The following is a 22,319-nucleotide window of genomic DNA, read 5'->3' as shown; positions in this document are numbered from 1 at the left end:
ATGATCCAAATGACGCGACCTAGCTAGGGCCGCGCCCCCTGTTCAGGAGCTGCTGGGCCTCCCACCAGGGGGGCGGGAAAACCGCAGCGCACCACCACATTCCAGGGCTAAACGCTCAGTACGGGGCGTTCCTTATGGCGGGTCGGCTCGTTGAGTGGTGGCGAGTCTTGCTGAGCGGCTGATCTCCGATGAGCTGCGGGAAGGCTCATGCGCGTCCGGAGCACCGGGCTTCGGAGTGAGGAGAGGAGGACAGCTGTGCGACGGATGAGTTTTGCCCTGGCCGCGGCCATTGCGATGAGCGGCGTGTTGTTCACGGGGGCGGCTGCCCAGGCCGCCTCTGACATCCACCTTCAGATGTGGTTGGCCGGTGGGCCTTTCCCGTATGCCGACTGCATCAAGGAAGTGAAGAAGCAGTACGGGACGACGCAGTCGCCTCAGGCCGTGTGCAACGAGCTGGTGAAGATGGGCTGGGTCAAGAAGCCGGGACTTGATCCCGGCCGCTTCCAGCACTGAGCCCGGCGGGATCGTGCCGAGCCCTCGCACTCCGGAGCCCGTCGAGGAGGTGCGAGGGCTCGTGCATGCATGCGGTAGGCGGGTCAGCTGCGCTTGGACCGCTTCGTTCGCAGACCGTGGGGCCAGGGAGGCAGCCGTACAAGCCGTCGCCATGGTTGTGGAGCGTCTCCCGGCCAGCTGCGGACCTGCCTTCCTTGGTACCCCAGAGGAACTCGGGTCACCGACGAAATGCAGAGCTGTTCAGTGACGGAATGAGCTGGGTCTTGTCCCGTCTCAACGGATCTGTTCGCGGCCATGGCTGTGACCTGCGGTGGACCAGATCGGCTGAGACGCGGTGACGGGAGGTTTCTCAGCTGATGCGGTCCGGCGTGCGTGCATGGCACGCGCTGTCTCAGCCGATAGGGTCCGGCGTTGGTGTTTCGAGGTGATACCAGGTCCGGGTGTCCAGCCAGGACCGGTAGCCCCTGACGATGTCGGTGAGGGCTGCACTTCCGCGGATGGCTCTCGGCGCCGGTTCCGCGAGGCGAACCGCTGTGGCCCTGGGCATCCCCCGCGGTCAGAATGGCGGGATGCGCCGCATGGTCGTCATTGACGCCCCATCCAACCTCGGCCTCCGGCCGCCCACCGAAGGCACCGTGCCCGGGTGCTACAAGCTGGCGGGCGCGCTGCGCGAGCAGCGGCTGGTGCAACGGCTCGGGGCGTACGAGGGCGGAGTCGTCGTGCCGCCCCGCTACGACCGCGGCGGCTGGAGAGAGGGCGACGGCGTGTTCAACGCCGGGGCCATCGCCACGTACTCCCGCAAGCTCGCCGACCGCATCGAGCACCACGTCCAGGCAGGGGCCTTCCCGATCGTCCTGGGCGGGGACTGTTCCATCCAGCTCGGCGCCTCGCTCGCCCTCCGCCGCCTCGGGCGGTACTCACTCGCCGTCATCGACGGATCCGCGGACTTCCGGCACCCCGGGAACTCCGACCATATCGGCGCCGCGGGCGGCGAGGAGTTGGCCATCGCGACCGGCCGCGGCCAGGCGGACCTGACGGATCTCGAAGGGCTGCGGCCCTACATCAGAGACGAGGACGTACGGGTCTTGGGCATCCGGGACTACGACGAAGAGCGGGCCGAGCTCACCGAGTTGAAGATCACGAACGTGACCGTCGGAGAGATCAGGGATTGGGGCGCCGAGGAGCTGGCGGGCGCGGTCCTGCAGAGCCTTGAAGTGCCCGTGACCGAAGGGTTCTGGGTGCATCTGGACGCGGACGTGCTGGACCCGTCCGTCATGCCCGCCGTCGACAGCCCCGACCCCGGCGGACTCCTGCCCGACGAACTCGCCCCGTTGCTACGGACCTTGGTCCGGTCCGAACGCTGCGTCGGCTTCAACCTCACCATCTACGACCCCGACCTGGACCCCGACGGCTCCTGCGCGGCCCTCCTCGCCGGCCTCCTCCAGACGGCCTTTACCCAACCCTGACCGGGAGCGGATCCGGTCAGCCGTTACCACGCTGAGCGCGAGGTCACCACGGCCGCGGGTGTGGTGCCGGTGCGGCAGCCACGGATCAACGACAAGCGCATCGACGAGACCACCGGGGAGCGGATGCGGTTCGCCTCCAAGATCCTGCCCGCGTGGGCACGCAAGTCCCCGCAGGTCTCGGGGGTGTTGCCGCTGCTCTACCTGCACGGCCTCTCGACCTCGGACTTCGCGCCGGCGTTGGAGCAGTTCCTCGGTTCGAGCCATGGCCTGTCGTGCTCGACGATCACCCGACTGACCGAGCAGTGGAAGGACGACGCCAAGGCGTTCGGCAGGCGGCCGCTGGCCGACGTCGACTACGTCTACCTGTGGGTCGACGGCATCCACCTCAAGGTCCGCCTGGAGCAGGACAAGGTGTGGCTGCTGGTGATGATCGGGGTCCGCGCCGACGGCACCAAGGAGCTGGTCGCCCTCGCCGACGGGTTCCGCGAATCGTCGGAGTCGTGGGCGGACCTGCTGCGCGACTGCAAGCGCCGCGGGATACGGGCTCCGGTGCTCGCGGTCGGTGACGGCGCGCTCGGGTTCTGGAAGGCACTCCGCGGCGTGTTCCCCGAGACCCGCGAGCAGCGCTGCTGGTGGCACAAGATCGGCAACGTCCTCGCCGCGCTCCCGAAGTCGGCCCAGACGGGCGCGAGGAAGGCGCTCGCGGAGATCTACAACGCAGAGAACAAGGCGCACGCGGTCAAGGCCGCGCAGGCGTTCGCCAACGACTACGGCACCAAGTGGCCCAAGGCGGTCGCCAAGATCACCCACGACCTCGACGTGCTGCTCGCCTTCTACGACTACCCGGCCGAGCACTGGATCCACCTGCGCACTACGAACCCGATCGAGTCGACCTTTGCCACCGTCCGACACCGTCAGCGGACCACCAAGGGCCCCGGCTCCCGCGCCGCCGGCGTGGCGATGGCGTTTAAGCTCATCGAGTCCGCGCAAGCCCGGTGTCGAGCCGTCAACGCACCCCACCTGGTCGCCCTGGTCCGCGCCGGCGCAAAGTTCGAGAACGGCAAGCTCATCGAACGCCCCGACGAATCTGGAGGTGATCAGCAAGCCGCGTGACACACAGCGATGAGTTCCGTGCTGCGGATGAGTCTCCTTCTGTAGATGTCAAGGAGGAGAGATGCCGAACATCAACTACCTCGCAGTCCTGGTGGCCGCGGTCGCGGCCTTCGTGGCCAGCGGAGTCTGGTACGCCGTCTTCGGGAGCAGCATGGTGCGCCTGCAGGGCGCGTGGCGGGGCGCCGCGCCGCCTGAGAAGCCCGAGGCCTGGCGGTTCGCGGTGTTCTTCGTCGTCATGCTGGTGCTCAGCGTGGTGATCGCGGTGATGATCGACCTGACCGGCGTGACCGGAGTCGCCGAGCCAATCGGGCTGGGTGTGCTGCTGTGGGTCGGGTTCGTGCTCACCCAGTGGGTGAACTCCATCGCAGGTGAGGACGTGCCCGTCGGCCTGGCCGCCATCCATGGTGGTGACTGGCTGCTGCACGTGGTGATCATCGCGGCGATCGTGGGGGTGTGGTCATGAGTGACAAGTCCAGTAGCAAGTCGTCTGACGCGCTGAAGTCCGCATCCGGGCGCGACTACCCGGAGTGGTACGCGCTCCTCGACGAGTGGGGTGCGCCCGGACGGCCGTACCGGGAGATCGCCGACTGGCTCACCGGTCAGGGGATGTCCGACTGGTGGGCGCAGAAGGTCATCGTGGAGTACGAACAGGCCCGTGGCATCCGCAAACCCGGCGCCCGCCAAGATGGCACCTTCAGCGGTGGAGCCAGCAAGACGCTCGCGGTGTCTGCCCGGACTGCCTTTGATGCCGTAACCAAGGCGGAGGTACGTCGGCGCTGGCTGCCCGAGCCGGAGCTGACCGAACGGACATCGAACCCGACGCGATCGGTCCGGTTCGACGCGGCCGACGGAACCCGCGTGAACGTCACCATCGATGCCGACGGGGACGCCAAGTGCCGAGTGGCTGTCGAGCAGACGCATCTTCTGGACGCAGACGTCGCAAACGATGCGAGAGCCCAGTGGCGGGACCGCCTGACCGCCTTGAAGGCCCTGATCGAGGGCTGATCCAACTCGGCGGGATCCCTCGCGCTGAATGCTGACCGAGTCGCGCACCAGCGCATCGTGCAGCATCGCCGATCCATCGCCGACGGTTGAGCATGGACGAACTCGCTCCTGTCGATCCACCGGCAGGAGCAGCCTGAGCATGCCAGGAAATTCGCGCTTCGCTTCATCTCGATAGATCCCGTCCTACCAAGGGTTGGCGTGCGATACCCCGATCCACAGGTCTTGACTATTCCTCTCAGTTTCACTTGAGAAGGTGAGTGAATAGGACCCGACCGATTGAGACGGGGCCAATTCGGCTGAGACGGGACAGGTCCTTGATGCGCGCTTCGGTGGGTGAGCGGTTGTCCCGTCTCAACAAAGCTTGATCACGTCTCATCGATTCCTCACCTCGATCTTGCGTGAGGGTCCGTGGACGGAGTCGGTGGACCCTTTGGCCCGGGGCTTCCGCCACGGGGCCAGAGTCGCGGATAGCGCCGCATCCAGACCGGTCTTGCGGACTGTCTCGACCAGCAGTACCGCACCGGCTTGCGAAACCACTCCGCGACCGCCGCCCTTGACGCGGACACGCGGCTAGGACCCGATACGCTTCTTCATCTGGAAAGTGCCTCCGACGGTGGCGGGAACAAGGACCTTAGCAATCCTCATTCTCGCTGGTCAGAGGCACTTTCTGCTTTCTTGACCACCAGTCGGACAGCCTGCCTTGTGTAAGCGCGAGGCTAATTGACCCGATCGGCCGTCAGTTCTTCTTCAGCTCCTCGGCGAGCATCACAAGGATGCCGCTGGGACCGCGGACGTACGTGAGCTTGTAGACGTCCTCATAAGTCGCCACACCGCGAAGCGGACGGCATCCGTGCTTTGCGGCTGTCTCAAGGGCTTTGTCGATGTCGTCGACTGAGAAGGCGACGCGATGCATGCCAATCTCGTTGGGACGAGTGGGCTTCGACTCGATCGCTTCGGGGTGGATGTACTCGAAGAGCTCAAGGCGACCGTGACCGTCTGGCGTCTGGAGCATCGCAATGTTGGCGTGATTGCCATCAAGGCCGACGGCGGTGTCGGTCCACTCACCACTGACCGTGTCACGGCCGACGACCGTGAGGCCGAGGTCGGTGAAAAAGGAGATCGTTGCTTCGAGGTCGCGAACGGTGATGCCGACGTTCTCAAGTTTGATGGCCATGCGTTGCATGCTACCGAGCCGGGCCGATCGGGTGCTTCCGGCAAGGACGCAGCCGAGTACCAGGGCACCGTCGAGGTCGACCGTGACCTGTCCACCGGCGTCCGGAGCGTGTTTGCCCGGCGGTAAGGACGTCGATCAGGCGGGAGACCGTCGGGTCGGAGGCGACCGGGCCGAAGACGGCCGGCTCGCACCGCAGCATCGCGACATCCGCGAGGCGGTCACCGCCGAGCGCGACCGCCAGGGCGACGTCCAGGAGGACCTTGCCGGGATCGTGTATGGCCCGGGGCTTCCGCCACGGGGCCAGAGTTGCGGATAGCGCCGCATCCAGACCGGTCTTGCGGACTGTCTCGACCAGCAGTACCGCACCGGCTTGCGAAACCACTCCGCGACCGCCGCCCTTGACGCGGACACGCGGCTAGGACCCGATACGCTTCTTCATCTGGAAAGTGCCTCCGACGGTGGCGGGAACAAGGACCTCAGCAATCCTCATTCTCGCTGGTCAGAGGCATTTCTGCTCTCTTGACCACTAGTCGGACAGTCCGCCTCGTGAAAGTGCGAGGCTAATGCCGTTTGTCAAGTTGCGAGAGCGGCGGGCGGCGTGAGCTCGTAGCACCGCCCCTCGCGTAGGAGTGCCCAGAGGACGTTGACGCGGCGGCGGGTGAGGGCGAGGACGGCCTGGGTGTGGCGCTTCCCCTCGGCTCGTTTGCGATCGTAGAACCGTCGGGACTCGTCGCACTTTTGGATGCTGAACAGCGCGGACGTGTAGAAGACGCGCTGGAGTCTGCGGTTGTATCGCTGGGGGCGGCGCAGGTTTCCGCTGATCTTGCCGGAGTCGCGCGGGACCGGTGCGACGCCGCCGAAACCGGCGAGGCGGTCGGGGGTGCCAAAGACGCTCATGTCGCCGCCGGTGGCGGCCAGGAACTCGGCGCCGAGGATGGTGCCCAGGCCTGGCATGCTGGTGATCACGTCGAAGGTGTGGTGGTCGCGAAACCGGGCCTCGATGGCCTTGTCGAGTTCGGCGACCTGCTGGTTGAGGGCCATCACCTCCTTCGCCAGCGTGTGCACCAGCTGGGCGGTCAGCTTCTCCCCGGGCAGGCTGGTGTGCTGGCGATCGGCGGCCTGCACGGCTGTCTCGGCGAGCTGGCCGACGTTTCGGACGCTGCGGTTGCTGAGCCAGGTCTCCAGGCGCTTGGTGCCGAGGCGGGGTTGCCATCCTCGCCTGACTGGGTCAGGGCCCCAGAGGCGCATACTGGCTCCACGATGACGAAGCAATCCGCCCCCCGGCGCCACCTGTCCACAAGCCCCTTCGAAGCCCCCGTTGTTCCGATCGCCAAGCACTTTGCCCTAGGCGACCGGGTCTCACACGATCAGTACGGCCTGGGCAGGGTCATCGGCGTCGAGGAGGGCATCGCGATGCTCGTCGACTTCGGCTCACGCCAGGCCCGAATCGTTAGCCCGTACACGCAAATGGACAAACTCTGACCCCGTGAACTGGATTGTCGCCGATCAGGATTGGATGCAACCGCTCAAGATTCGATGAGACGGGACAGCGGTTGTTATGCGCCCCGCCAGACCCGGGTGTTCTCGAGAAGTGCCTTGAGGTCGAGCAGTTCTCGCATGAGGTGCGGCTGGCCGCCCTTGTCGGGATGATGCCAGTGCACGGCTTGTCGCCACGCAGCGCGCGGGGTGATCGTGTCGTCGTCATCCAGGTCGGCGAGGCGAAGACACGGGCGACGGGTTCGGGAACCGACCTCCTGGTCCCAGAGGCCGCCCTCTGGCCTCGGGCTTCCCAGAACGCCTGCCACTCGGCTTCCCACGCGGCCTCTTGGGCCTCCCATTTCTTCTCTTCTCGGCGCATCCGAGCTTGCTCAGCGCGCCATCTAGCCTGCCGCTCCGCCCGTCGGGCGCCCCACCGGGTCCACCAGCCGCGGCGTTCTGCTTGATAGAGGTCGAAGGCGGGCAGTTCCCCGGACCCAGCGAGTTCTTCCGGTGCCGCCAGCAGGCCTGCTTGCACGCGTCAGAGCAGAACTTCGGCACCGGTCCGGTCATCGCAGGTCGCGACCAGATCTTGGAGCAGGCCGGCCACTCGCACCGACACCAGGTCACACCGCGGACGCCGGCGTTCCGGTCGGACCGGGCCATCGTGCCTCCGTGTTGTCGCCGGTCGCGAGGTAACTCGTAACGCAGGGACCATCAGCCCCTGTCTTCCCGCGTTACGAGTTACTCCAAGGCCGCGGCGGAGCCCCCCGACTCCAGCCGAACAGCCTGGGAATCCGACGACGTCAACACGGGATGATCACAGCTACGAAGCAGCAAAGCTGCTGGTCAACGCATTCCGTCGGTGGCCCCATCACCGATCATGGCAGCCTTCATCAGTCCGGGTGCGCGAGGAGCGATCAGGAAGGCCTCCGCTGGAGGCCTTCCGTTTGAGCTGGGGGCGCGGAGGTCAGATTTCGTGGTGGTCCTCGTCTGGTGGTCCCAGCCGTTGGTCGATCTCGCTTGCCCAGTGCTGGGCCCAGGTTCTCAGGTCTGCGATCTTGGTCTCGGTGAGTCCGTGGGCGGTGAATTCCTCGTTGTCGTACCACTCGGCGCCGGCAAGGCGGTCGCGGAGGTCTTCGAGGCGGAATTCGTCGCGACCGTGCCGTTCGCCGAGCCGTTCGAGATCGGCGGTGGTGCGGTGGTCGACGGCGGCGTGCACGTCGATCAGGTCCCTGACCGCACCTCGGTCGGCCAGGGCGCGGACCTTGGTACCGATGACATCGTCGAGAGCGAGGACCGGGCCGTACTCTGTTTCCTCCGGCGGTGACCAGAGGTTCTCTTTGAGGATGTCCACCTCGCACTCTTCTCCGCTTGTGGGGTCTGTGGCCATCAGGCGGGCGGAGATTGGGTCGACGCTGATCACGGTGATGTGCCAGCCGCGTTGGGTTAGGCCCTGCTCGAGGTCGTGGGCGATGTCCGTCATGGGGGTCGGGTTCTCGGTGGCGACGTCGAGGTCCTGGCTCAGGCGGTCGACCAGTCCATGGGCTTGGACTGCGTAGCCGCCGGTGATGACCAGTGGGTACGGGCTGCCGATTGCGAGGATGTCGGCCAGGAGCCGCCGGTGGAGCTCGGTGAGGTTCACGCCGCGGTGGAGGTCCGGCTGGCGAGTGTGGGGAAGGCGTCCTCCCACACACGGCGAATGTGCCTGCTGATCAGGGTGCGCAGCACGGGCCACTGGGCGAGCAGGAGGTCCTGGTTGAGCAGGGTGACGAGGTCGTCGCGCTGTCCTTCGGCCAGGACGGTGCGGTACAGGCTCATGCGCTGGCGTGGCTGGTCCAGGTCGTAGGTACGGAGCCCGGACCAGGCGACATGCAGGGGCAGCTGGACCTGACCGTGCTGGGGTCCGCGGAGGTCTCCGAGAGAGGAGGGCAGGCGGCCCGCGTACCGTTGCCGCAGCACTTCGGCGGCAGGCGGCGGAGAAGCGTGTGAGGACTGCGGTGCCATGCTGCCCATTATCGCGTGTCGCGCCCGCTCCGGTACCGCAGACGCGGCATCGACGGCGCTCACAGTTCCGATCAGCGTGAATGTCTGCTGGCGGCGGGCGTGCTCCTGCTCGCTGACGGCGCTGATCGGGTGTTCCCCTTCTCGGCAGCGGCCAACCAGGACGACTGACCGTTGAGCACCGCGGCGGTTACAGCCGGATGAGACGCTGGCTCCGGGCTGGCTCGGGAAATTCCATGGCGCAGCACCGGCCACCATGCCAGGGTGATTTGTACCGAAGGGGCGTAGCTCAGCCTGGCCAGAGCAGCGGACTCCAAACCCGCACGCCGCAGGTTCGAATCCTGCCGCCCCTGCCGGTGCACGGTGGCCGACCTCCACGCCTGTTTCTCCGACGCGGTGTTCGGCACGAACCACGCGGCCACGCCCGCGCACGCGAGCAGCAGCGCGCACAGGCCCAGCGATACGGCCGAGCCGCGCCCGGCGGTGCGGTACGAGATGACGGGGACGTGGCTCGACTCCGGGGCTCCGTAACGGCGGTGCAGCGCGCGGAGCGCGTCCAGCTTCGCGTCGAAGTCCGGGTCGCCGCTGTCATGCGGCAGGGGCAGGAGCCGCTTGCGTCCGTTGCGCAGCACCAGGCTGACACGACGGATCTCCTCCCGGTGGCGCCCGTACTGCAGGTATACGCGCAGGTCGGCGACGTCGCGCCACGGCACACTCCGGCGGCGCAGCAGCGTCCGGGAGTGCAGGCCGTACGCGTCGGCGCTCACCTGGGCGGTGACCCCGTAGAGCGACACGATGCCCACCAGGGCGAGAAGCAGGCCGACGTCCAGCCACACGTCCAGGAGCTTGCCCCAGTACGCCATGCGCACCGCGGCCAGGCTCGCCCCGGCCGCCCCGAGTCCGACGAAGAACCACAGGGTGCGCTTCCAGAGGGGACGGCAGGTCACTTGGCGGGCATTGGTCATGCGCGGAATCCTGCCTTCATCCAGGCTGCAAGTGCTTGTGCAGTGTGCGGCAGCCTTCTGGCACGCAACGCTGCCGACCGGATACGAGGTGAAGCCCAGTTCGTCGACTGCTGCGGGAGGAGCTCGGGGACGTGGGAGCCGTCGATCGCGGCAACGTCTATGCCCAGCAGGCCTTCTCTGCGGAGCTCGGCGAGCAGGACCTCGTGCAGTCTGGGCCAGGCGCCGGCCTCGGTCCAGTCCCGCAGCCGCCGCCAGCTTGTCACGTCCGAACAGCCGATGACGTGGGCCGGTACGTCCCGCCAGGCCACTGTGGTGCGCACGACGTACACGACCCCGGCGAGAGTTGTCCGGTCCGGCAACGGCAGCCGTCCCGGGTGTCGGTGGCGGCGGGTGGGACGCGAGGGTGGAGGTCATCGCATCGCAGGTCACAATGGCCGCGTGGACATGAACTACCAGCAGCTGCTCGACGAGGCCATGGAGGCCGCCCGCCCCGTGCTCGGCCGTGGCCGGGTCGCCGACTACATCCCGGCTCTGGCCTCCGCCGACCCGGGCGCCTTCGGCATGGCGCTGGCGACCGTGGCCGGCGAGGTCCACGGCGTCGGCGAGTGGGTGCGGCAGTTCTCCGTCCAGAGCGTCTCCAAGCTCTTCACGCTCGCACTCGCGCTCGCCCACGGCGATGGCGAGCTGTGGAAGCGGGTCGGCCGCGAGCCCTCCGGGAACCCGTTCAACTCGCTCATTCAGCTCGAGACGGAGCACGGCATCCCGCGCAATCCGTTCATCAACGCGGGCGCCCTCGTCGTCACCGACGCCCTGCAGACGCTCACCGGCGATGCGCGCGGCGCCGTACTGGACTTCCTCCGGGCCGAGTCCGGCAATCCGCGGGTCTCCATCGACGACTCCGTGGCCGACTCGGAGGCCCATCACGGGCACCGCAACGCGGCACTGGCCCACTTCATCGCTCACTTCGGCAATCTCCATAATCCTGTGGAAACCGTCCTGGAGCACTACTACGCCCACTGCGCCATGGCGGCCAGCTGCCGCGATCTGGCCCTCGTCGGCACCTTCCTCGCCCGGCACGGCCTGCGCGCTGACGGGACGCGGCTGCTGTCGCGCAGCGATGCGAAGCGGGTCAACGCGGTCCTGCTGACCTGCGGGACCTACGACGCCGCGGGCGAGTTCGCATACCGGGTAGGTCTGCCCGGCAAGAGCGGCGTCGGCGGCGGCATCCTGGCCATCGTCCCGGGCCGCGGCGCCCTGTGCGCCTGGAGCCCCGGGCTGGACGCCGCCGGGAACTCGATAGGAGCGATGGCCGCCCTCGACGCGTTCACGACACGCTCGGACTGGTCCGTCTTCTGACGGCGGGCCCCGCGCCGGGGCCCTTAGAGGCGCTTGCCGAGGCACCCGGTAAGCGGTTCGTGGACTATGAGCAGCCGATCCTCGCTGATGGGTAGCGGGTGTGGCGGCGATTCCATGACATCGACTCGTCAAATGGGGCTTTCGACTACTCCTCGTCGTGCCCGAGGGACAGATCCGTTCGAGGCCATCGCCCAGGACACGCTCGCCGCCGGAATGGGCAGCCAGGGCTTGGTTGGCGCAGCCAGAAGCTACCTGTTCGAGGCCGGCGACGTCGTGCACTTTGTCACACTTGGATCGAAGAGAAATTGGGCGAAGCCCAGTAGCCCTGAAGGCCAGTCAGACGGTGGACAGGTCGATGGCCCGGTCCACGTCCTGCGGCTGCAGCACGCGCAGGATGCCTTCGAGCAGGTAGTAGTCGGCGTAGGGGAGAGAGATCTCTATCCCGTCCTCCGCCGGCCGATTGCGGGTGCAGCGGGCCACGACCGCCTCGGCGCGGGTCGACTTCGTCGTCAGGCAGGTCTGCGAGAGCGCGGTGAGCAGCCTCAGCGCCACCTTGCGGTACTCCGTCCTGCCGGTCGCATTGGACAGGTCGAGCAGACCGCACGCCATGATCGCCCCGGCCGAGGCGTCCTTGATGTCGTGGGGCTGCTGCGGTGCGCGGTAGTCCCATACGGGGACGTGGTCGGGCGTGAGCGCGTCGAGCGCGAAGTCGGCGAGCTTCCGTGCGGTGGCGAGGAATTGCTGGTTGCCGGTCCGGCGGTAGATTGTGGTGAACCCGTACACGCCCCAGGCCTGTCCTCGTGACCAGCACGAGGCGGGGCTGTAGCCCTGCACAGTGTTCGGGCCGATCGGCGCACCGGTGGCCGGGTCGAAGTCGAATACGTGCGGGGTCGACCCGTCCGGGCGCGGGAAGACCCGTTGCGCGGTCTTGGCGTGCTCGACGGCGATATCGAGGTACTTCTCGTCCCCGGTCTGCTGGCTCGCGAACGCCAGGAGGTCGAGATTCATCATCGTGTCGATGATGACCCGGCCCGCGTTCTGCGGATTGTTCAGGTCGCCCCAGGCGCGGATGAAGTGGCCGTGCGGGTTGTACCGCTGGATCAGTGAGTCGGCCGCCCGCACGGCGCCGGCTCGCCATGTGTCGTCACCGGTGAGCCGCCATGCGGTGACCCACGATGGGTAGAACAGGAAACCGAGGTCGTGCGTACTGGTGTCGTACTGGCGGGGCGCGAGCTTCTGCGCAGAGGCGAGCGCCAGGGTGCGGAATTGTTCGTCATCGCTGTAGAGCCACGCCATCCACAGCGTTCCCGGCCAGAATCCGCCGACCCAGTTGCCGTTCTGGGAATAGACCCACTTCTCGAACTTCGTCCCGACCGGAAAGGAGCTCACGCCCGGCGCCACGGCGCTGAGCTTCGCCACGGCGTAGTCCGCCGCCGCGCGGAGCGTCGGAAGAGCCGGCGCCCGGCCGGCACCATCCTCCGCGGCCTGTGCCGTGGGGATGCTCGTGGTCGCCGCAGCCGCGGCACCGGCCGCAGTGGCCAGCAGAGTTCGCCGGGAAACGCTCACAGGTGCCTGCCATTCGAAGTGGGGGTAAGTTGCTGGGGAGTTGGGGGAGCTTTGCACAGTGATCAAGCAGCTGTACACCCACATGAGTGTTGTTCATATAGATGAACCACCTCGGTGGGCGCCGCGGGTGTGAGTGGGCGGGCGCCCGCCGATGGACACGGTCGGCAGGCCGCTGCATAGCCTCCTCGCCCTCGGGTCGAGCGCCGAGGTCGGTTCGTCGCAGATGTGCAGGGGCGCCACATAAGCCCAACGACGACGTAGCCGTGTGCCCGCGGCAGGCGTCCGCAGCCCCGACTGGCGCGCCGATCTATGACAGCCTCGTTGAAGAGCCGCGGGGACGTGCCCGCCGCCCGGGCAGGGCCGAGCAGCAGGTACTCACCCGCCCCCTCCCCAAGTCCACTCAGGCGCGGGTGCGGTTTCTGGTCAAGCAGCTGAAGACCCCCCGGGCCGTGGCCGAACTCCTGGGGGTCAGTCAGCGCTCGGGGGAGCGCTACCTCACCGGCGAGCGCAAGAGCCCGCCGAAGCCCATCGCCGTCCGGATCGAGGGCGAGGTCCGCCGCCGCTGGCAGCCCCGCGTACGACAACGCGCCCGCCAGCAGGCTGCCACCGCCACTGGCATCGCCGTAGAAACCGGGGCGCAGTTCGGCTTCACCGCCGCGCCCGGCTCGACCCATGACCCCCGGCTGCGACGGATCACGGAACACCTTCCCCCGGACTACACCGCGCGGTTCTTCGACGCGCACGCCGCAGGCGCCACCGAGCGGCAGCCCGAAGCGATCGTCGCCGAGGGGCTGCAGGAGATGTACTTCAAAGACCGCGGCCGCCGCGCCCGAGGACTCATTGTCGACCTGACCGGCATCGACTACATCGAACTTGACTATCGCTGACGGCTGCGCACCTGTTTCGACCGCAGCTGAGTTCAGCGGGACGCGTTAGTTGGAACTTGGTCCCGGTTGTCAGCCCCACTTGCTCTTCGGGCGGGCGAGGGGCTGGCCCACCCGCTGACGGCATGCCTGAGTCCTGGCATGATGTGCACTATGAAGCAGACCCGAAAGGCCGATGGCGCGTAGGCCGCCCGGCGCCATCCGCTCTCAGCGGTGGCCAGCTCACAGGTCGGCTCGTCCCGTCCGCCAGATTCCAGGCATTCCCCGCCGAACCCAGGCAGCTATCACCCAGGTCGAAGCCCAGCATCTTGGGCGCGGTGTTGTCGCGGAGGCCCTTCGCCGATACGAGCGCTTCCTCCGCCAACCGGGCCGATACCTGTATGTGCCTTGGGCCGACTGCCCTTGCTGTGACCCGACGGATGCCCGGGACACCCTCGACGACGCGCTCCGCAGGCTGCCTCCGGCAGCACGGGAAGACCTCCGCAGGATTGCTGCCCGGCTGGATGAGGAGTTCCTCCGTCGAACCCTTCCCGACCCATGGGTCGCGACCGTGAGTCCATGGCATGCGGCAGCGTGGTGGCGACAGAGAATCCGGGAGAAATGACATCTGACCTGCTGCCAGGTGGCGTTCTACTCCAGCGGGATGACGTTTTCCGCTTGGGGCCCCTTGGGCCCCTGGGTGACGTCGTACTGGACCCTGTTCCCCTCGTACAGCTCCTTGAAGCCGCTGGTCTGGATGGCGGAGAAGTGGACGAACACGTCCGGGCCTCCGTCGTCCTGCTCGATGAAGCCGAAGCCCTTATCCGGGTTGAACCACTTGACCTTCCCTGTTGCCATCAGTGAGCCTTTTCCAACTTCCCTAACGCTGGCCTTCGATGGTCTGAAGGACACGGGGTCTCGGCGACGATGGGTGTGGCGCAGGCGGGTAGCAGCGCGGTTTGGTCACAGTTAAGGTAACTGCGTGGATCAGGACGAACGGCTACTTCACAGCTCGTCGTTCGGCGCAGCGGCGGCCGCATACGCCGAGCACCGCCCGGATTACGCGCAGGCCGCGGTGCGCTGGGCGCTTGAGCCCGCGCCGGGCCCGCGCGTGCTCGACCTCGGCGCAGGAACCGGCAAGCTAACCGCCACGCTGGTCGCGATGGGCGCCGACGTCATCGCGGTCGAGCCCGACCCGGCGATGCTGAGCGAGCTGTGCTGCGCGCTGCCCGCTGTCCGTGCCCTGCCGGGTAGCGCCGAGGTGATACCGCTGCCGGACGCGCGTCCGTCGATGCAGTGCTGGCCGGCAATGCCATGCACTGGTTCGACATGGCCGTCGCGGGACCCGAGATCGCCAGGGTCCTCGCGCCCGGCGGCATCCTGGCCGGTCTGTGGAATGTCATGGACGACCGGGTCGAGTGGGTTGCAGGGCTCGCGCGGGTCAGCGGGAGCGCGGCCATCGGCCCGCGTGACACGCCCACCAGCTGGCGCGACGAGACGGCCGACATGCACCTTCCAAAGACCGGCGTGGCCGCCCGGTTGGCTCGCCGAAGCAAGCCGAGTTCCCGCATGGGCAGCGCCGCACCGCCGACTCTCTCGTCGCGACCCTCGCGACGCGCGCGGGGGTGCTGGTCATGCCGGAACAGGAACGCGAGGCCGCGCTCGGCCGGATCCGCGCATTCCTTGCGAGCAGACCGGAGACCGCCGACGGCGAGTTCACCCTCCCGATGCTGACCGCCGTACTGCGCGTGCGGCGCCTGTGAGAGCCATCGACCGCCTGATATTCGTGTAAGCGAGTCGCGGTTGGCGACGAGTGTCCGCGCGACCGGCGCTGACCTGATGGTCTCGGCCCCTGACCGCCGCCCGCCGACACGCGCCGGGCAGCAGGCGGTGAACGTCGCCCACATTGCAGGACGCGAGGGCTGGTCGGCACCCGGACGCTGCCGCCGGCACCAGCCATTCTATGCGAACGGCCCGCCCTGCAGACGGCACCGGAACGCGACAGGCGCATCCTCACGAGGACAGGCCGAGACCCCAGGCCGAGACCTGCCGCGCCGCACTCTCAGTCCTTCGGAATGCCACTCGAGGGCGGAACGGCCTGTTGGCCGGTGTACTCAGTGATGGGTCCGTCGCCGTCGTCGGTGACATACGTCGGAGACAGAGAGTCGCCATCGGTCAATCTGGTGATTCGGAAAGCCGACGGGCCGGCGTGATTGGTCTTGGAATAGCCGTACGGTCCCAAGGCCGGCCCCCGGAAGCCGCCCTTCTCCATGGTCGCGGTGATCGACTCGCGGGTCAGCTCACGTCCGTTGCGTTGTAGCACCTGGACGGTGTCGTAGGCCACGGACATGCCGTAGGCCACGATGCCGTCGAACGATGCGCCCTTGTTGTACTGGGCATTGATCCGCTGGAACAGCCGAACCCAGGGATCGGAGCGATTGGTGACATCGGGCAGCCATGCGGCGTAGACAATTCCGTCCAGCAGCTTCTTCTGGTCGCCGAGCTGGTTCGTCAGTGTCGCATAGTCGCCACTGACGTACGAGAGGACCCAGGTCGGCTTGTAGTTTTGCTTCGCGGCCTCGGTGAGTGCCCGAAGGGTGAAGGGGGGAACGGTTTCAAGCATGACGACCTGACAGTCCGCGGCTTTGAATGCGCCGATCTGTGGGCCGACGGTGGGCACAGTTGGGGCATACTGCTGGGTCTTCACCAGCTCTTTGGAGTTGAGTACTTTTCGCGCACCCGCCAGACTGTCTCGGCCGAAGTCGTCGTTCTGGCCCAGGTGGCAGACCTTCTTGCCTGGATGGGTCTGTTTGATGTATCTGGCAAGGACCTTGCCCTCGGCAACATAGCTCGGGTTGTATCGGAACGTCTGGGGGTACTTCGAGGGCTGGTTGAAGTTCCGGCTGCCTGTGGAGACGAACAGATCAGGAACCTCGTTGGCCTTCAAGAATTCGAGCACGCCGCCGTGGGTCGGGGTTCCCAGTCCATTGACGATCGCGAAGACCTTGTCCTGCAGCACGAGCTTGCGCACCACCTGCTGGGTGGTTGCGGGGTTATAGGCGTCGTCGATGTACTTGTAGTTGATCTTGCGGCCGTGTACGCCGCCTTGGTCGTTGACATATTCGAAGTACGCCTTGGTGGCCGGCGCGATCTTGGAGTACCCGGCCGAGTACGGTCCGGTCAGCGGCTGGTGAGAACCCAGGAGGATCTCGGTGTCCGTGACCCCGGGCGCCTGCTTTTTTCCGTCACCGCCGCCGCATGCGGCGGCGGTGACGGTGAGCAGCGCGGCCAGGGCGACGCTGCTCCTGCGGCGCAAAGAGTGGCTCTTCATGGTGGTGATCATGCCTTTCTTGAGAGGAGCGATTTACCACCCCAGCGGCGAATACGAGTCAGCAGCGGAACGGCCAGCCGCCGATAGAGACCCTGGATGCCGCTTGGTGCGGCGATCATGAGAACAGCAAGGATGAGGCCGTAGACCGCGAACGGCAGATTGCCCTCCAGACGCCGTGTCATCTCCTGGGAGAGGCCGAGCTGACCTGTGATGGTGTCCAAGGCCTCCGGCACAGCGACCAGCACGATCGAGCCAAGTGCAGCGCCCGCCAGACTTCCCAGGCCTCCGATGACCACGGCCAACAGCAGGCCGAGCGACAGGGCAAGCGAGAAACCGCCGGGCGAGACGCTCAGGGACAGGATCGCAAGGACTCCACCGCCGAACCCGGCACAGCCCGCGCTCAGCACGAAGGCCAGCACCTGGGTGCGGGCGACATGGATGCCCGCGAGCTGGGCCGCGATCTCGTCGTCGCGCACCGCCCGCATCAGCCTGCCGTAGCGGCTGCGCACCACATTGGCGAGCAGCAGCATCACCAGCAGTGCGGCCGTTAGCGCAAGCCACGCCTGCCAGCGTTCGTACGGCAGGGACGGTGGCAGGTCCCCGGGAGCTGGATCCACCTCGACGTGCAGACCCTCATCACCGTGGAGAACCCCGTCGAAGGTGGTGGCTACGCCGGGCACGGCGGTCGCCAACGCCAACGTGGCCCCGGCCAGGTATGGCCCGCGCAGCCGTGCCGCCGCCATGCCGATGACGGCGCCTGCGACGAGCGCTGTCACCGTCCCGGCGGCGAGTGATACTGGCAGCATCCAGGCTCCGGACAGGCCCCGCGCGTGCAGGGCATTCTGCAGCAGCGCCACCGTGTAGGCCCCGGTCGCCATCAATGCACTGTGTCCGAGCGAGATCTGGCCGCTGAGCCCCGTAAGCACGGTCAGTCCGGCGGCCGCGCACAGGTAGGCGGCGGCCGTGGCGAGCTGGTAGTCGCGGAACGGCTCGAGCGCGAAGGTGAGCGCGAAGAGGAGCAGCCCGGCACCGGCGGTGATCAGCGCATGCCGCACGAGAGTGCTGCGCAAGAGTCTCATACTCGTCTCGCCCGCCTCGGTGAGAAGACGCCCGCGGGGCGTGCCAGCAGCACTGCGACGAGCAGGACGAGGACGGTCGGCGAGGCCAGGCCGCTGTCGAGGAAGCCGGTCACATATGAGAGCACCAGGCCGAGGCTCAACCCTCCCAACACGGCGCCTGGCGGGCTGTCGAGCCCTCCTGCGGCGGCGCCCGTGAACGCGGAGACAAAGACCAGATCCATCGCGCTGGGATGCAGTCCAGGGCCGGTGGGGACGGCCAGCATCGCCGCGAGCGCTCCGACCATGGCAGCCAGCGCCCAGCCGAGAGTGCGCATCCGGCTGACGTTGACTCCCAGCAACCTGGAGACCTCGGGGGCGAATGCCGAGGCTCGCATACGCAGCCCGATGGAGGTGCTGAACAACAAGGCCAGGCCGGCCATGAGTGCCAGAACCACGCCGAGGACGAACAGGTCGAAAGGGGAACCCAGGGCGACGTCGCCGACGGCGAAGGCGTTCTGGCTGAAGGGGGTCGGCAGCATACGCGTCTCGTTGCCGTACACGATGCCCATCAGGCCTTGGACGGCCATGGCCAGACCAAGGGACACGATGACGGCGTTGAGGTGGGGGCCCTCCTCCACCGGACGGATGACGAGCCGCTCCACGAGGGCGCCCATCAGCAGGCCCGTGGCCAGCGCGGCAATGAATCCGGTCCAGTACGAGCCGCTCCTCGTCACCACGCTGTACGCCACATACGCACAGGCCACGGCCATCGCTCCCTGGGCGAAGTTCACCACCCGGGTACCGCGCCAGATCAGCACCAGGGCCAACGCGAACGCCGCGTACACCGAACCACGGATAAGGCCCTCCGAGGTCAGGAAGACAAAACGACTCATCAGAATCCCAGAAAGTGGTGGCGCAGCTCGTTGTCACCGCGCAGCCTGTCAGCGGCCGCGGCGACGACCACCCGTCCCAGTGAGATCACCACACCTCGATCCGCGACGGACAACGCGCTCTTGACGTTCTGTTCCACCACGAGCACCGTCAAGCCGGCACTGTCGACCAGATGGCGTAACAGGCCCATGAAGTCGGCCGTCACTCTGGGGGCGAGGCCCAAGGAGGGTTCGTCGAGCAGCAGCAGCCGCGGTCGGGCCATGAGGGCCCTGCCCAGCGCCAGCATCTGCTGCTCACCACCGGAGAGTTGCTGGCTGGGTTGGCGGCGGCGGGCAGGTAGTGCCGGGAAGAGGTTGTAGACCTCCTCCAGGGAGCGCCGTGCCTCCGCGTGACCTCGCCGCCACAGTCCGCCGAGGCGCAGGTTCTCGTCCACCGTCAGTTCGGCGATCAGCCCACGTCCTTCCGGCACGTGTACCAGCCCGTGCCGCACCAGCCGCTCCACCGGCATTCGGGTGATGTCCTCGCCCCCGAGCATGATGCGCCCGCTTTCCGCACGCACCAGCCCTGAGACCGTACGCAGCAGTGTCGTCTTGCCCGCCCCGTTGGCTCCGAGCACCGCGGTAACGGTGCCGGGCGCGAGTGACAGTGAGACCCCATGCAACACCGGCGCATCGCCGTAGCCGGCGGTGAGCCTGTCCACCGTCAGCAGTGCCTCGCTCATTCACCCTCCTCGCCGGATTCGCCGCGCAGGTCAATGTGGTCCGTGGCCCTGGAGGCAATGGTGCCGAGGTAGGCGTCGGCCACTGCTTGCGAGGAGCGGATCTCCCGGGGGCTGCCTTGGGCGATCAGGCGGCCGAAATCCAGAACGGCCACCGTGCCGCAGACCTCCATGACGAAATCCATGTGATGCTCGACCACCATCACCGCCGTTCCCTGCTGAGGCAGGCTTCGCAGTAGGGCCGCCAGGTCCTCGATGTCGTCGTCGTCAAGACCTCCAGCAGGCTCGTCGAGCAGCAGCAGCCGCGGCTGCGCGGCGAGGGCCCGGGCCAACGCGACCCGTTTACGAAGCGCGAAGGGCAGCGCAGACGGCGACCTGTCGGCGTCATCGGCCAGGCCCACGCGATCCAGGGCAGCTAAGGCCGCGGTGCGTAGCCGAGTCTCCTCTCGGTCGCTGCGCGGCAGCGCGCACAGTGCCGGAAAGAAGCCCGTCCGTGCGGTGTGATTCGCGGCAGCTATCACGTTCTCCAGTACGGTCAGACCGTGGAAGAGCCCCACGCCCTGGAGTGTCCTGGCGATGCCGATTCGGGTCAGGCGGTGGGGTTTGGGGCGCAGCGGCACACCCCGCCACAGCATGGAGCCGCTGTCCGGCCGTACGAATCCGCACACGGCGTTGAACAGTGTCGTCTTGCCGGAGCCGTTGGGGCCGATCAAGCCGGTCACCCCCTGGGGCGGAACGTGGAAGGAGACGTCGCTCAGAGCGACGACGCCCCCGAAGCGGACCGTCAGTCCACGCAGCATGAGACCATCGGCCGCAGCGGCGGAATCACCGTGCACCGGCCGAGGTACTCCCTCCGGGGGAGTCACGGTTTCTCTCGGGGCGAGGGTGCTCCGACAGGCAGCACTGTCGGCCGTGGGCCGTGGTAACTCCCACAGTTCTGCGTGCCGTGCCGTGACATCGTTCCTCTCTCGGTGCTTACCAGGCATCCCCAACGGACCGATCGACGGCACAGTGGGGCCGAACGCCCACACGCTGGCATACCGGTGTGAACTCAACTCATCTCATCTGCATGGATTGGTGCAGACGGGCGAAGGAAACGGAGCCGGAAGTGTCGGTTCCGCTGTGGATCACGGGTACAAATCAGGTCCCGGATCGATCCGGGACCCGATTCGAGAATTCCATCGTTCCGGCAGCTCACACACTGACGCCGAGCGTGGCCCTACCCTCTCCACGACCCTGATCAGCTACCTCGGCATCTTCCCCGCGCTACCGGTGCTGCGGCGCAAGCACCCGGAGGTCCACGGGCGGGTTCCTCGACGAAGAGGCCTACCAGTGGGTCCGCGACGTGAAGCTCCTCTCGGACGAGGAGTGCCTGCTGCCCCACGCGGTGGGCATCGACATCAACACCGCCTTCCTCGCAGCCGCGGCCCGCCTGGTCGTCGGCCTGGGCGAGCCGGTCCACGTCAACCACCCGACCTTCGACAAGAAGGTCCCCGGCAGCTGGCTGGTCGACCTGTCCCACATCGAGCTCGACCCCAGGCTGCCATCGCCATTCACGCAATCCGGCCAGCGCCCCACCGGCCTGGCCTGGTACGCGACCCCGACCATGGCCTATGCCGCGGAGCTCGGCTACGACGTCCACCCAACCGAGGCATACCTGCGCCACGAGACCGGCGCGTACCTGGACCCCTGGCACGACCGGCTCAAGGGCGCCTACCTGGCCACGGCGTTCCGGTCGGCAAGGACGTCGACGAGCCGGCGTTCCTGACCGCGATGGAGCACCACAAGACCGTCGACCCGGGCCTGGCCTGCGTGCTCTCGGCAATCAAGTCGACCGTCAAGGGCGGCATCGGCAAGCTCCGCGAACGCCCACAGGGCCGGGGCTTCCGCGACGGGGAGCGCTGGCCCGCTTGGAGCGCCCCACCTGGCGGCCGGACATCCGGGCCGCCGTCATCTCCAAGGCCCGGGTGAACATGCACCGCAAAATGCTCAACACCGCGAAGGCCACGGGTCTGTATCCGCTGGCGGTGCTGTCCGACTGCGTCGTCTACCCGTCGCCCGGCCCAAGCCCACTGGACTTCCTGCCGCTCACCGACGAGGGCAAGGCCCTCCCGGGCACGTTCCGCCTCGGCGCCACCCCGGGCCTGGCCAAGCTCGAGGGTGCCCAGGAGATGGCCTGGGCGGTCGACCTGATGGAGCAGGGCTACAACCCCGCACGCCACATCAAGGGCGGCGACGCCGTCCTGGACGAAGGCGAGTGAACTCGTGACCGACATCCACGACGCCCTCGAACGCGCCGACGAAGAGCTCTTCACCCGGCGAGCCACCCAAGTCGACCCAGAAGCGCGTGGGATTCCTGCTCCAGAAGCTGATAACCACCAAGGCCGTGGCCGACCTGCTCGGCGTGACCCAGCGCTCGGTCGAGCGCTACCTCACTGGCGCGCGCAAAAACCCGCCCAAGCCCATCACGGACCGCATCGAGGCCGAAGTCCGTCGCCGCTGGCAGCCGCGGGTACGGCAACGCTGCCGGCAGGCCGCCGCCACCACCGGCATCACCATCGAAACGCGGGCCCGGTTCGGCTACACCGCGCCGATCGGTACGACCGATGATCCCCGGCTGCGCAGGCTCACCGTTCACCTGCCGCCGGAGTACGCCAGCCGCCTGTTCCAGGCCCAGCAGCAGGGCGCCAGCGACTAGGGCGTGTCCGACGGGTCGCGTGACCGAACTGCGCTGGTGTCGTTCCGGCCAGCGTGGGGCGAGGTGATCTGTCGGATCGGGAGTGGGCCCGGCTTGAGCCGTACTTGCCGAAGAACACGGGA

18 protein-coding genes, 1 tRNA gene and 8 pseudogenes are annotated in these 22,319 nt (G+C 67.4%); 13 read left to right on the top strand and 14 right to left on the bottom strand.

Going from position 1 to position 22,319, the window contains the following annotated elements:
* The first annotated feature begins 264 nt into the window (after positions 1–264).
* The 5 genes and pseudogenes from ACTWQI_RS18105 to ACTWQI_RS18085 all read left to right on the top strand — a co-directional run bounded on the left by ACTWQI_RS18105 (position 265) and on the right by ACTWQI_RS18085 (position 4,097).
* Complete coding sequence (locus tag ACTWQI_RS18105) at positions 265–513, top strand: hypothetical protein (RefSeq protein WP_443271909.1); 249 nt, start codon at positions 265–267, stop codon at positions 511–513.
* Positions 514–1,082: 569 nt separating this feature from the next.
* Complete coding sequence (locus tag ACTWQI_RS18100) at positions 1,083–1,979, top strand: arginase family protein (protein ID WP_443271636.1); 897 nt, start codon at positions 1,083–1,085, stop codon at positions 1,977–1,979.
* Positions 1,980–2,003: 24 nt separating this feature from the next.
* Positions 2,004–3,092, top strand: a pseudogene (locus ACTWQI_RS18095) (IS256 family transposase); the annotation flags it as partial.
* 61 nt (positions 3,093–3,153) lie between these two features.
* Positions 3,154–3,555: a DUF1761 domain-containing protein gene (locus ACTWQI_RS18090; RefSeq protein WP_443271635.1), complete on the top strand. Its 402-nt coding sequence runs from the start codon at positions 3,154–3,156 to the stop codon at positions 3,553–3,555.
* The gene (locus ACTWQI_RS18085; RefSeq protein WP_443271634.1) at positions 3,552–4,097 is read left to right on the top strand and encodes a hypothetical protein; all 546 of its coding nucleotides are present in this window, start codon (positions 3,552–3,554) and stop codon (positions 4,095–4,097) included. Before ACTWQI_RS18090 ends, ACTWQI_RS18085 begins: the two co-directional genes overlap by 4 nt.
* Positions 4,098–4,833: 736 nt before the next feature.
* Here ACTWQI_RS18085 and ACTWQI_RS18080 read toward each other — a convergent pair.
* The 3 genes and pseudogenes from ACTWQI_RS18080 to ACTWQI_RS18070 form a co-directional block, all read right to left on the bottom strand.
* Positions 4,834–5,271, bottom strand: coding sequence for a VOC family protein (locus ACTWQI_RS18080; RefSeq protein ID WP_443271907.1), 438 nt, complete (start codon positions 5,269–5,271; stop codon positions 4,834–4,836).
* Positions 5,272–5,325: 54 nt separating this feature from the next.
* A pseudogene (locus ACTWQI_RS18075) lies at positions 5,326–5,653 on the bottom strand (transposase); the annotation flags it as partial.
* A 191-nt stretch (positions 5,654–5,844) separates the two neighbouring features.
* Positions 5,845–6,474, bottom strand: a pseudogene (locus ACTWQI_RS18070) (transposase); the annotation flags it as partial.
* A gap of 57 nt (positions 6,475–6,531) precedes the next feature.
* On the opposite strand from ACTWQI_RS18070, the gene ACTWQI_RS18065 reads away from it, so the two are divergent.
* The gene (locus ACTWQI_RS18065) at positions 6,532–6,753 is read left to right on the top strand and encodes a hypothetical protein (RefSeq protein WP_443271633.1); all 222 of its coding nucleotides are present in this window, start codon (positions 6,532–6,534) and stop codon (positions 6,751–6,753) included.
* 964 nt (positions 6,754–7,717) lie between these two features.
* Here ACTWQI_RS18065 and ACTWQI_RS18060 read toward each other — a convergent pair.
* Positions 7,718–8,392, bottom strand: coding sequence for a nucleotidyl transferase AbiEii/AbiGii toxin family protein (locus tag ACTWQI_RS18060; RefSeq protein ID WP_443271632.1), 675 nt, complete (start codon positions 8,390–8,392; stop codon positions 7,718–7,720).
* Complete coding sequence (locus ACTWQI_RS18055; protein ID WP_443271631.1) at positions 8,389–8,754, bottom strand: hypothetical protein; 366 nt, start codon at positions 8,752–8,754, stop codon at positions 8,389–8,391. Before ACTWQI_RS18055 ends, ACTWQI_RS18060 begins: the two co-directional genes overlap by 4 nt.
* A 275-nt stretch (positions 8,755–9,029) precedes the next feature.
* Between ACTWQI_RS18055 and ACTWQI_RS18050 the strand changes: the two genes are divergently transcribed.
* Positions 9,030–9,104, top strand: a tRNA-Trp gene (locus tag ACTWQI_RS18050).
* 240 nt (positions 9,105–9,344) lie between these two features.
* Here the strand turns inward: ACTWQI_RS18050 and ACTWQI_RS18045 are convergent.
* Positions 9,345–9,614 (bottom strand): annotated as a pseudogene (locus ACTWQI_RS18045) (PH domain-containing protein); the annotation flags it as partial.
* 98 nt (positions 9,615–9,712) lie between these two features.
* Positions 9,713–10,099, bottom strand: a pseudogene (locus tag ACTWQI_RS18040) (transposase); the annotation flags it as partial.
* A gap of 61 nt (positions 10,100–10,160) precedes the next feature.
* Here ACTWQI_RS18040 and ACTWQI_RS18035 point away from each other — a divergent pair.
* Positions 10,161–11,072 carry a glutaminase gene (locus ACTWQI_RS18035; protein ID WP_443271906.1) on the top strand — a complete coding sequence of 304 codons (912 nt, stop codon included), beginning with the start codon at positions 10,161–10,163 and terminating at the stop codon, positions 11,070–11,072.
* Between the two features lie 336 nt (positions 11,073–11,408).
* Here the strand turns inward: ACTWQI_RS18035 and ACTWQI_RS18030 are convergent, their stop codons facing one another.
* Positions 11,409–12,638 (bottom strand): glycoside hydrolase family 88 protein, encoded by a 1,230-nt coding sequence (locus tag ACTWQI_RS18030; protein WP_443271630.1) that lies wholly within the window; start codon positions 12,636–12,638, stop codon positions 11,409–11,411.
* A gap of 305 nt (positions 12,639–12,943) precedes the next feature.
* Here ACTWQI_RS18030 and tpg (ACTWQI_RS18025) point away from each other — a divergent pair, with 305 nt between their 5' ends.
* On the top strand, positions 12,944–13,525 hold the full coding sequence (tpg, locus tag ACTWQI_RS18025; RefSeq protein WP_443271905.1) for a telomere-protecting terminal protein Tpg: 582 nt from the start codon (positions 12,944–12,946) through the stop codon (positions 13,523–13,525).
* Positions 13,526–14,152: 627 nt separating this feature from the next.
* On the opposite strand, the gene ACTWQI_RS18020 is transcribed toward tpg (ACTWQI_RS18025), so the two are convergent.
* Positions 14,153–14,359 carry a cold-shock protein gene (locus ACTWQI_RS18020; RefSeq protein ID WP_443271628.1) on the bottom strand — a complete coding sequence of 69 codons (207 nt, stop codon included), beginning with the start codon at positions 14,357–14,359 and terminating at the stop codon, positions 14,153–14,155.
* A 304-nt stretch (positions 14,360–14,663) separates the two neighbouring features.
* Between ACTWQI_RS18020 and ACTWQI_RS18015 the strand changes: the two are divergent.
* Both ACTWQI_RS18015 and ACTWQI_RS18010 read left to right on the top strand, forming a co-directional pair.
* Positions 14,664–14,723: pseudogene (locus tag ACTWQI_RS18015) on the top strand (hypothetical protein); the annotation flags it as partial.
* A 412-nt stretch (positions 14,724–15,135) separates the two neighbouring features.
* The gene (locus ACTWQI_RS18010) at positions 15,136–15,264 is read left to right on the top strand and encodes a hypothetical protein (protein WP_443271920.1); all 129 of its coding nucleotides are present in this window, start codon (positions 15,136–15,138) and stop codon (positions 15,262–15,264) included.
* A 299-nt stretch (positions 15,265–15,563) separates the two neighbouring features.
* Here ACTWQI_RS18010 and ACTWQI_RS18005 read toward each other — a convergent pair whose 3' ends face one another.
* Genes ACTWQI_RS18005 through ACTWQI_RS17985 form a run of 5 tightly spaced genes read right to left on the bottom strand, consistent with a single transcriptional unit; the run spans position 15,564 to position 20,335 of the window.
* Entirely contained in the window at positions 15,564–16,844 is a 1,281-nt protein-coding gene (locus tag ACTWQI_RS18005; RefSeq protein ID WP_443271625.1) for an ABC transporter substrate-binding protein, read from the bottom strand.
* Positions 16,841–17,902 carry a branched-chain amino acid ABC transporter permease gene (locus ACTWQI_RS18000; protein WP_443271624.1) on the bottom strand — a complete coding sequence of 354 codons (1,062 nt, stop codon included), beginning with the start codon at positions 17,900–17,902 and terminating at the stop codon, positions 16,841–16,843. Before ACTWQI_RS18000 ends, ACTWQI_RS18005 begins: the two co-directional genes overlap by 4 nt.
* Before the next feature lie 5 nt (positions 17,903–17,907).
* Positions 17,908–18,783: a branched-chain amino acid ABC transporter permease gene (locus tag ACTWQI_RS17995; protein ID WP_443271622.1), complete on the bottom strand. Its 876-nt coding sequence runs from the start codon at positions 18,781–18,783 to the stop codon at positions 17,908–17,910.
* Complete coding sequence (locus ACTWQI_RS17990; RefSeq protein WP_443271620.1) at positions 18,783–19,502, bottom strand: ABC transporter ATP-binding protein; 720 nt, start codon at positions 19,500–19,502, stop codon at positions 18,783–18,785. The genes ACTWQI_RS17995 and ACTWQI_RS17990 overlap by 1 nt, the downstream gene beginning before the upstream one ends.
* Complete coding sequence (locus ACTWQI_RS17985) at positions 19,499–20,335, bottom strand: ABC transporter ATP-binding protein (RefSeq protein ID WP_443271617.1); 837 nt, start codon at positions 20,333–20,335, stop codon at positions 19,499–19,501. Before ACTWQI_RS17985 ends, ACTWQI_RS17990 begins: the two co-directional genes overlap by 4 nt.
* Positions 20,336–20,799: 464 nt before the next feature.
* On the opposite strand from ACTWQI_RS17985, the pseudogene ACTWQI_RS17980 reads away from it, so the two are divergent.
* Together ACTWQI_RS17980 and tpg (ACTWQI_RS17975) are read left to right on the top strand one after the other, a co-directional pair.
* Positions 20,800–21,760, top strand: a pseudogene (locus tag ACTWQI_RS17980) (telomere-associated protein Tap); the annotation flags it as partial.
* 4 nt (positions 21,761–21,764) lie between these two features.
* A pseudogene (tpg, locus tag ACTWQI_RS17975) lies at positions 21,765–22,194 on the top strand (telomere-protecting terminal protein Tpg); the annotation flags it as partial.
* Positions 22,195–22,319: the final 125 nt, after the last annotated feature.

Source organism: Streptomyces sp. KR80 (genome assembly GCF_052245555.1).
GTDB lineage: Bacteria > Actinomycetota > Actinomycetes > Streptomycetales > Streptomycetaceae > Streptomyces.
The sequence above is the reverse complement of the archived record's forward strand: the minus strand, read 5'-3'. Positions and strand labels throughout refer to the sequence as shown.

Coding starts and splice junctions, on each gene's coding strand:
- ACTWQI_RS18105 (WP_443271909.1), top strand. CDS start 265: ATGAGTTTTGCCCTGGCCGCGGCCATTGCGATGAGCGGCGTGTTGTTC.
- ACTWQI_RS18100 (WP_443271636.1), top strand. CDS start 1,083: ATGCGCCGCATGGTCGTCATTGACGCCCCATCCAACCTCGGCCTCCGG.
- ACTWQI_RS18090 (WP_443271635.1), top strand. CDS start 3,154: ATGCCGAACATCAACTACCTCGCAGTCCTGGTGGCCGCGGTCGCGGCC.
- ACTWQI_RS18085 (WP_443271634.1), top strand. CDS start 3,552: ATGAGTGACAAGTCCAGTAGCAAGTCGTCTGACGCGCTGAAGTCCGCA.
- ACTWQI_RS18080 (WP_443271907.1), bottom strand. CDS start 5,271: ATGGCCATCAAACTTGAGAACGTCGGCATCACCGTTCGCGACCTCGAA.
- ACTWQI_RS18065 (WP_443271633.1), top strand. CDS start 6,532: ATGACGAAGCAATCCGCCCCCCGGCGCCACCTGTCCACAAGCCCCTTC.
- ACTWQI_RS18055 (WP_443271631.1), bottom strand. CDS start 8,754: ATGGCACCGCAGTCCTCACACGCTTCTCCGCCGCCTGCCGCCGAAGTG.
- ACTWQI_RS18035 (WP_443271906.1), top strand. CDS start 10,161: ATGAACTACCAGCAGCTGCTCGACGAGGCCATGGAGGCCGCCCGCCCC.
- ACTWQI_RS18020 (WP_443271628.1), bottom strand. CDS start 14,359: ATGGCAACAGGGAAGGTCAAGTGGTTCAACCCGGATAAGGGCTTCGGC.
- ACTWQI_RS18010 (WP_443271920.1), top strand. CDS start 15,136: ATGCCGGAACAGGAACGCGAGGCCGCGCTCGGCCGGATCCGCGCATTC.
- ACTWQI_RS18005 (WP_443271625.1), bottom strand. CDS start 16,844: ATGATCACCACCATGAAGAGCCACTCTTTGCGCCGCAGGAGCAGCGTC.
- ACTWQI_RS17995 (WP_443271622.1), bottom strand. CDS start 18,783: ATGAGTCGTTTTGTCTTCCTGACCTCGGAGGGCCTTATCCGTGGTTCG.
- ACTWQI_RS17990 (WP_443271620.1), bottom strand. CDS start 19,502: ATGAGCGAGGCACTGCTGACGGTGGACAGGCTCACCGCCGGCTACGGC.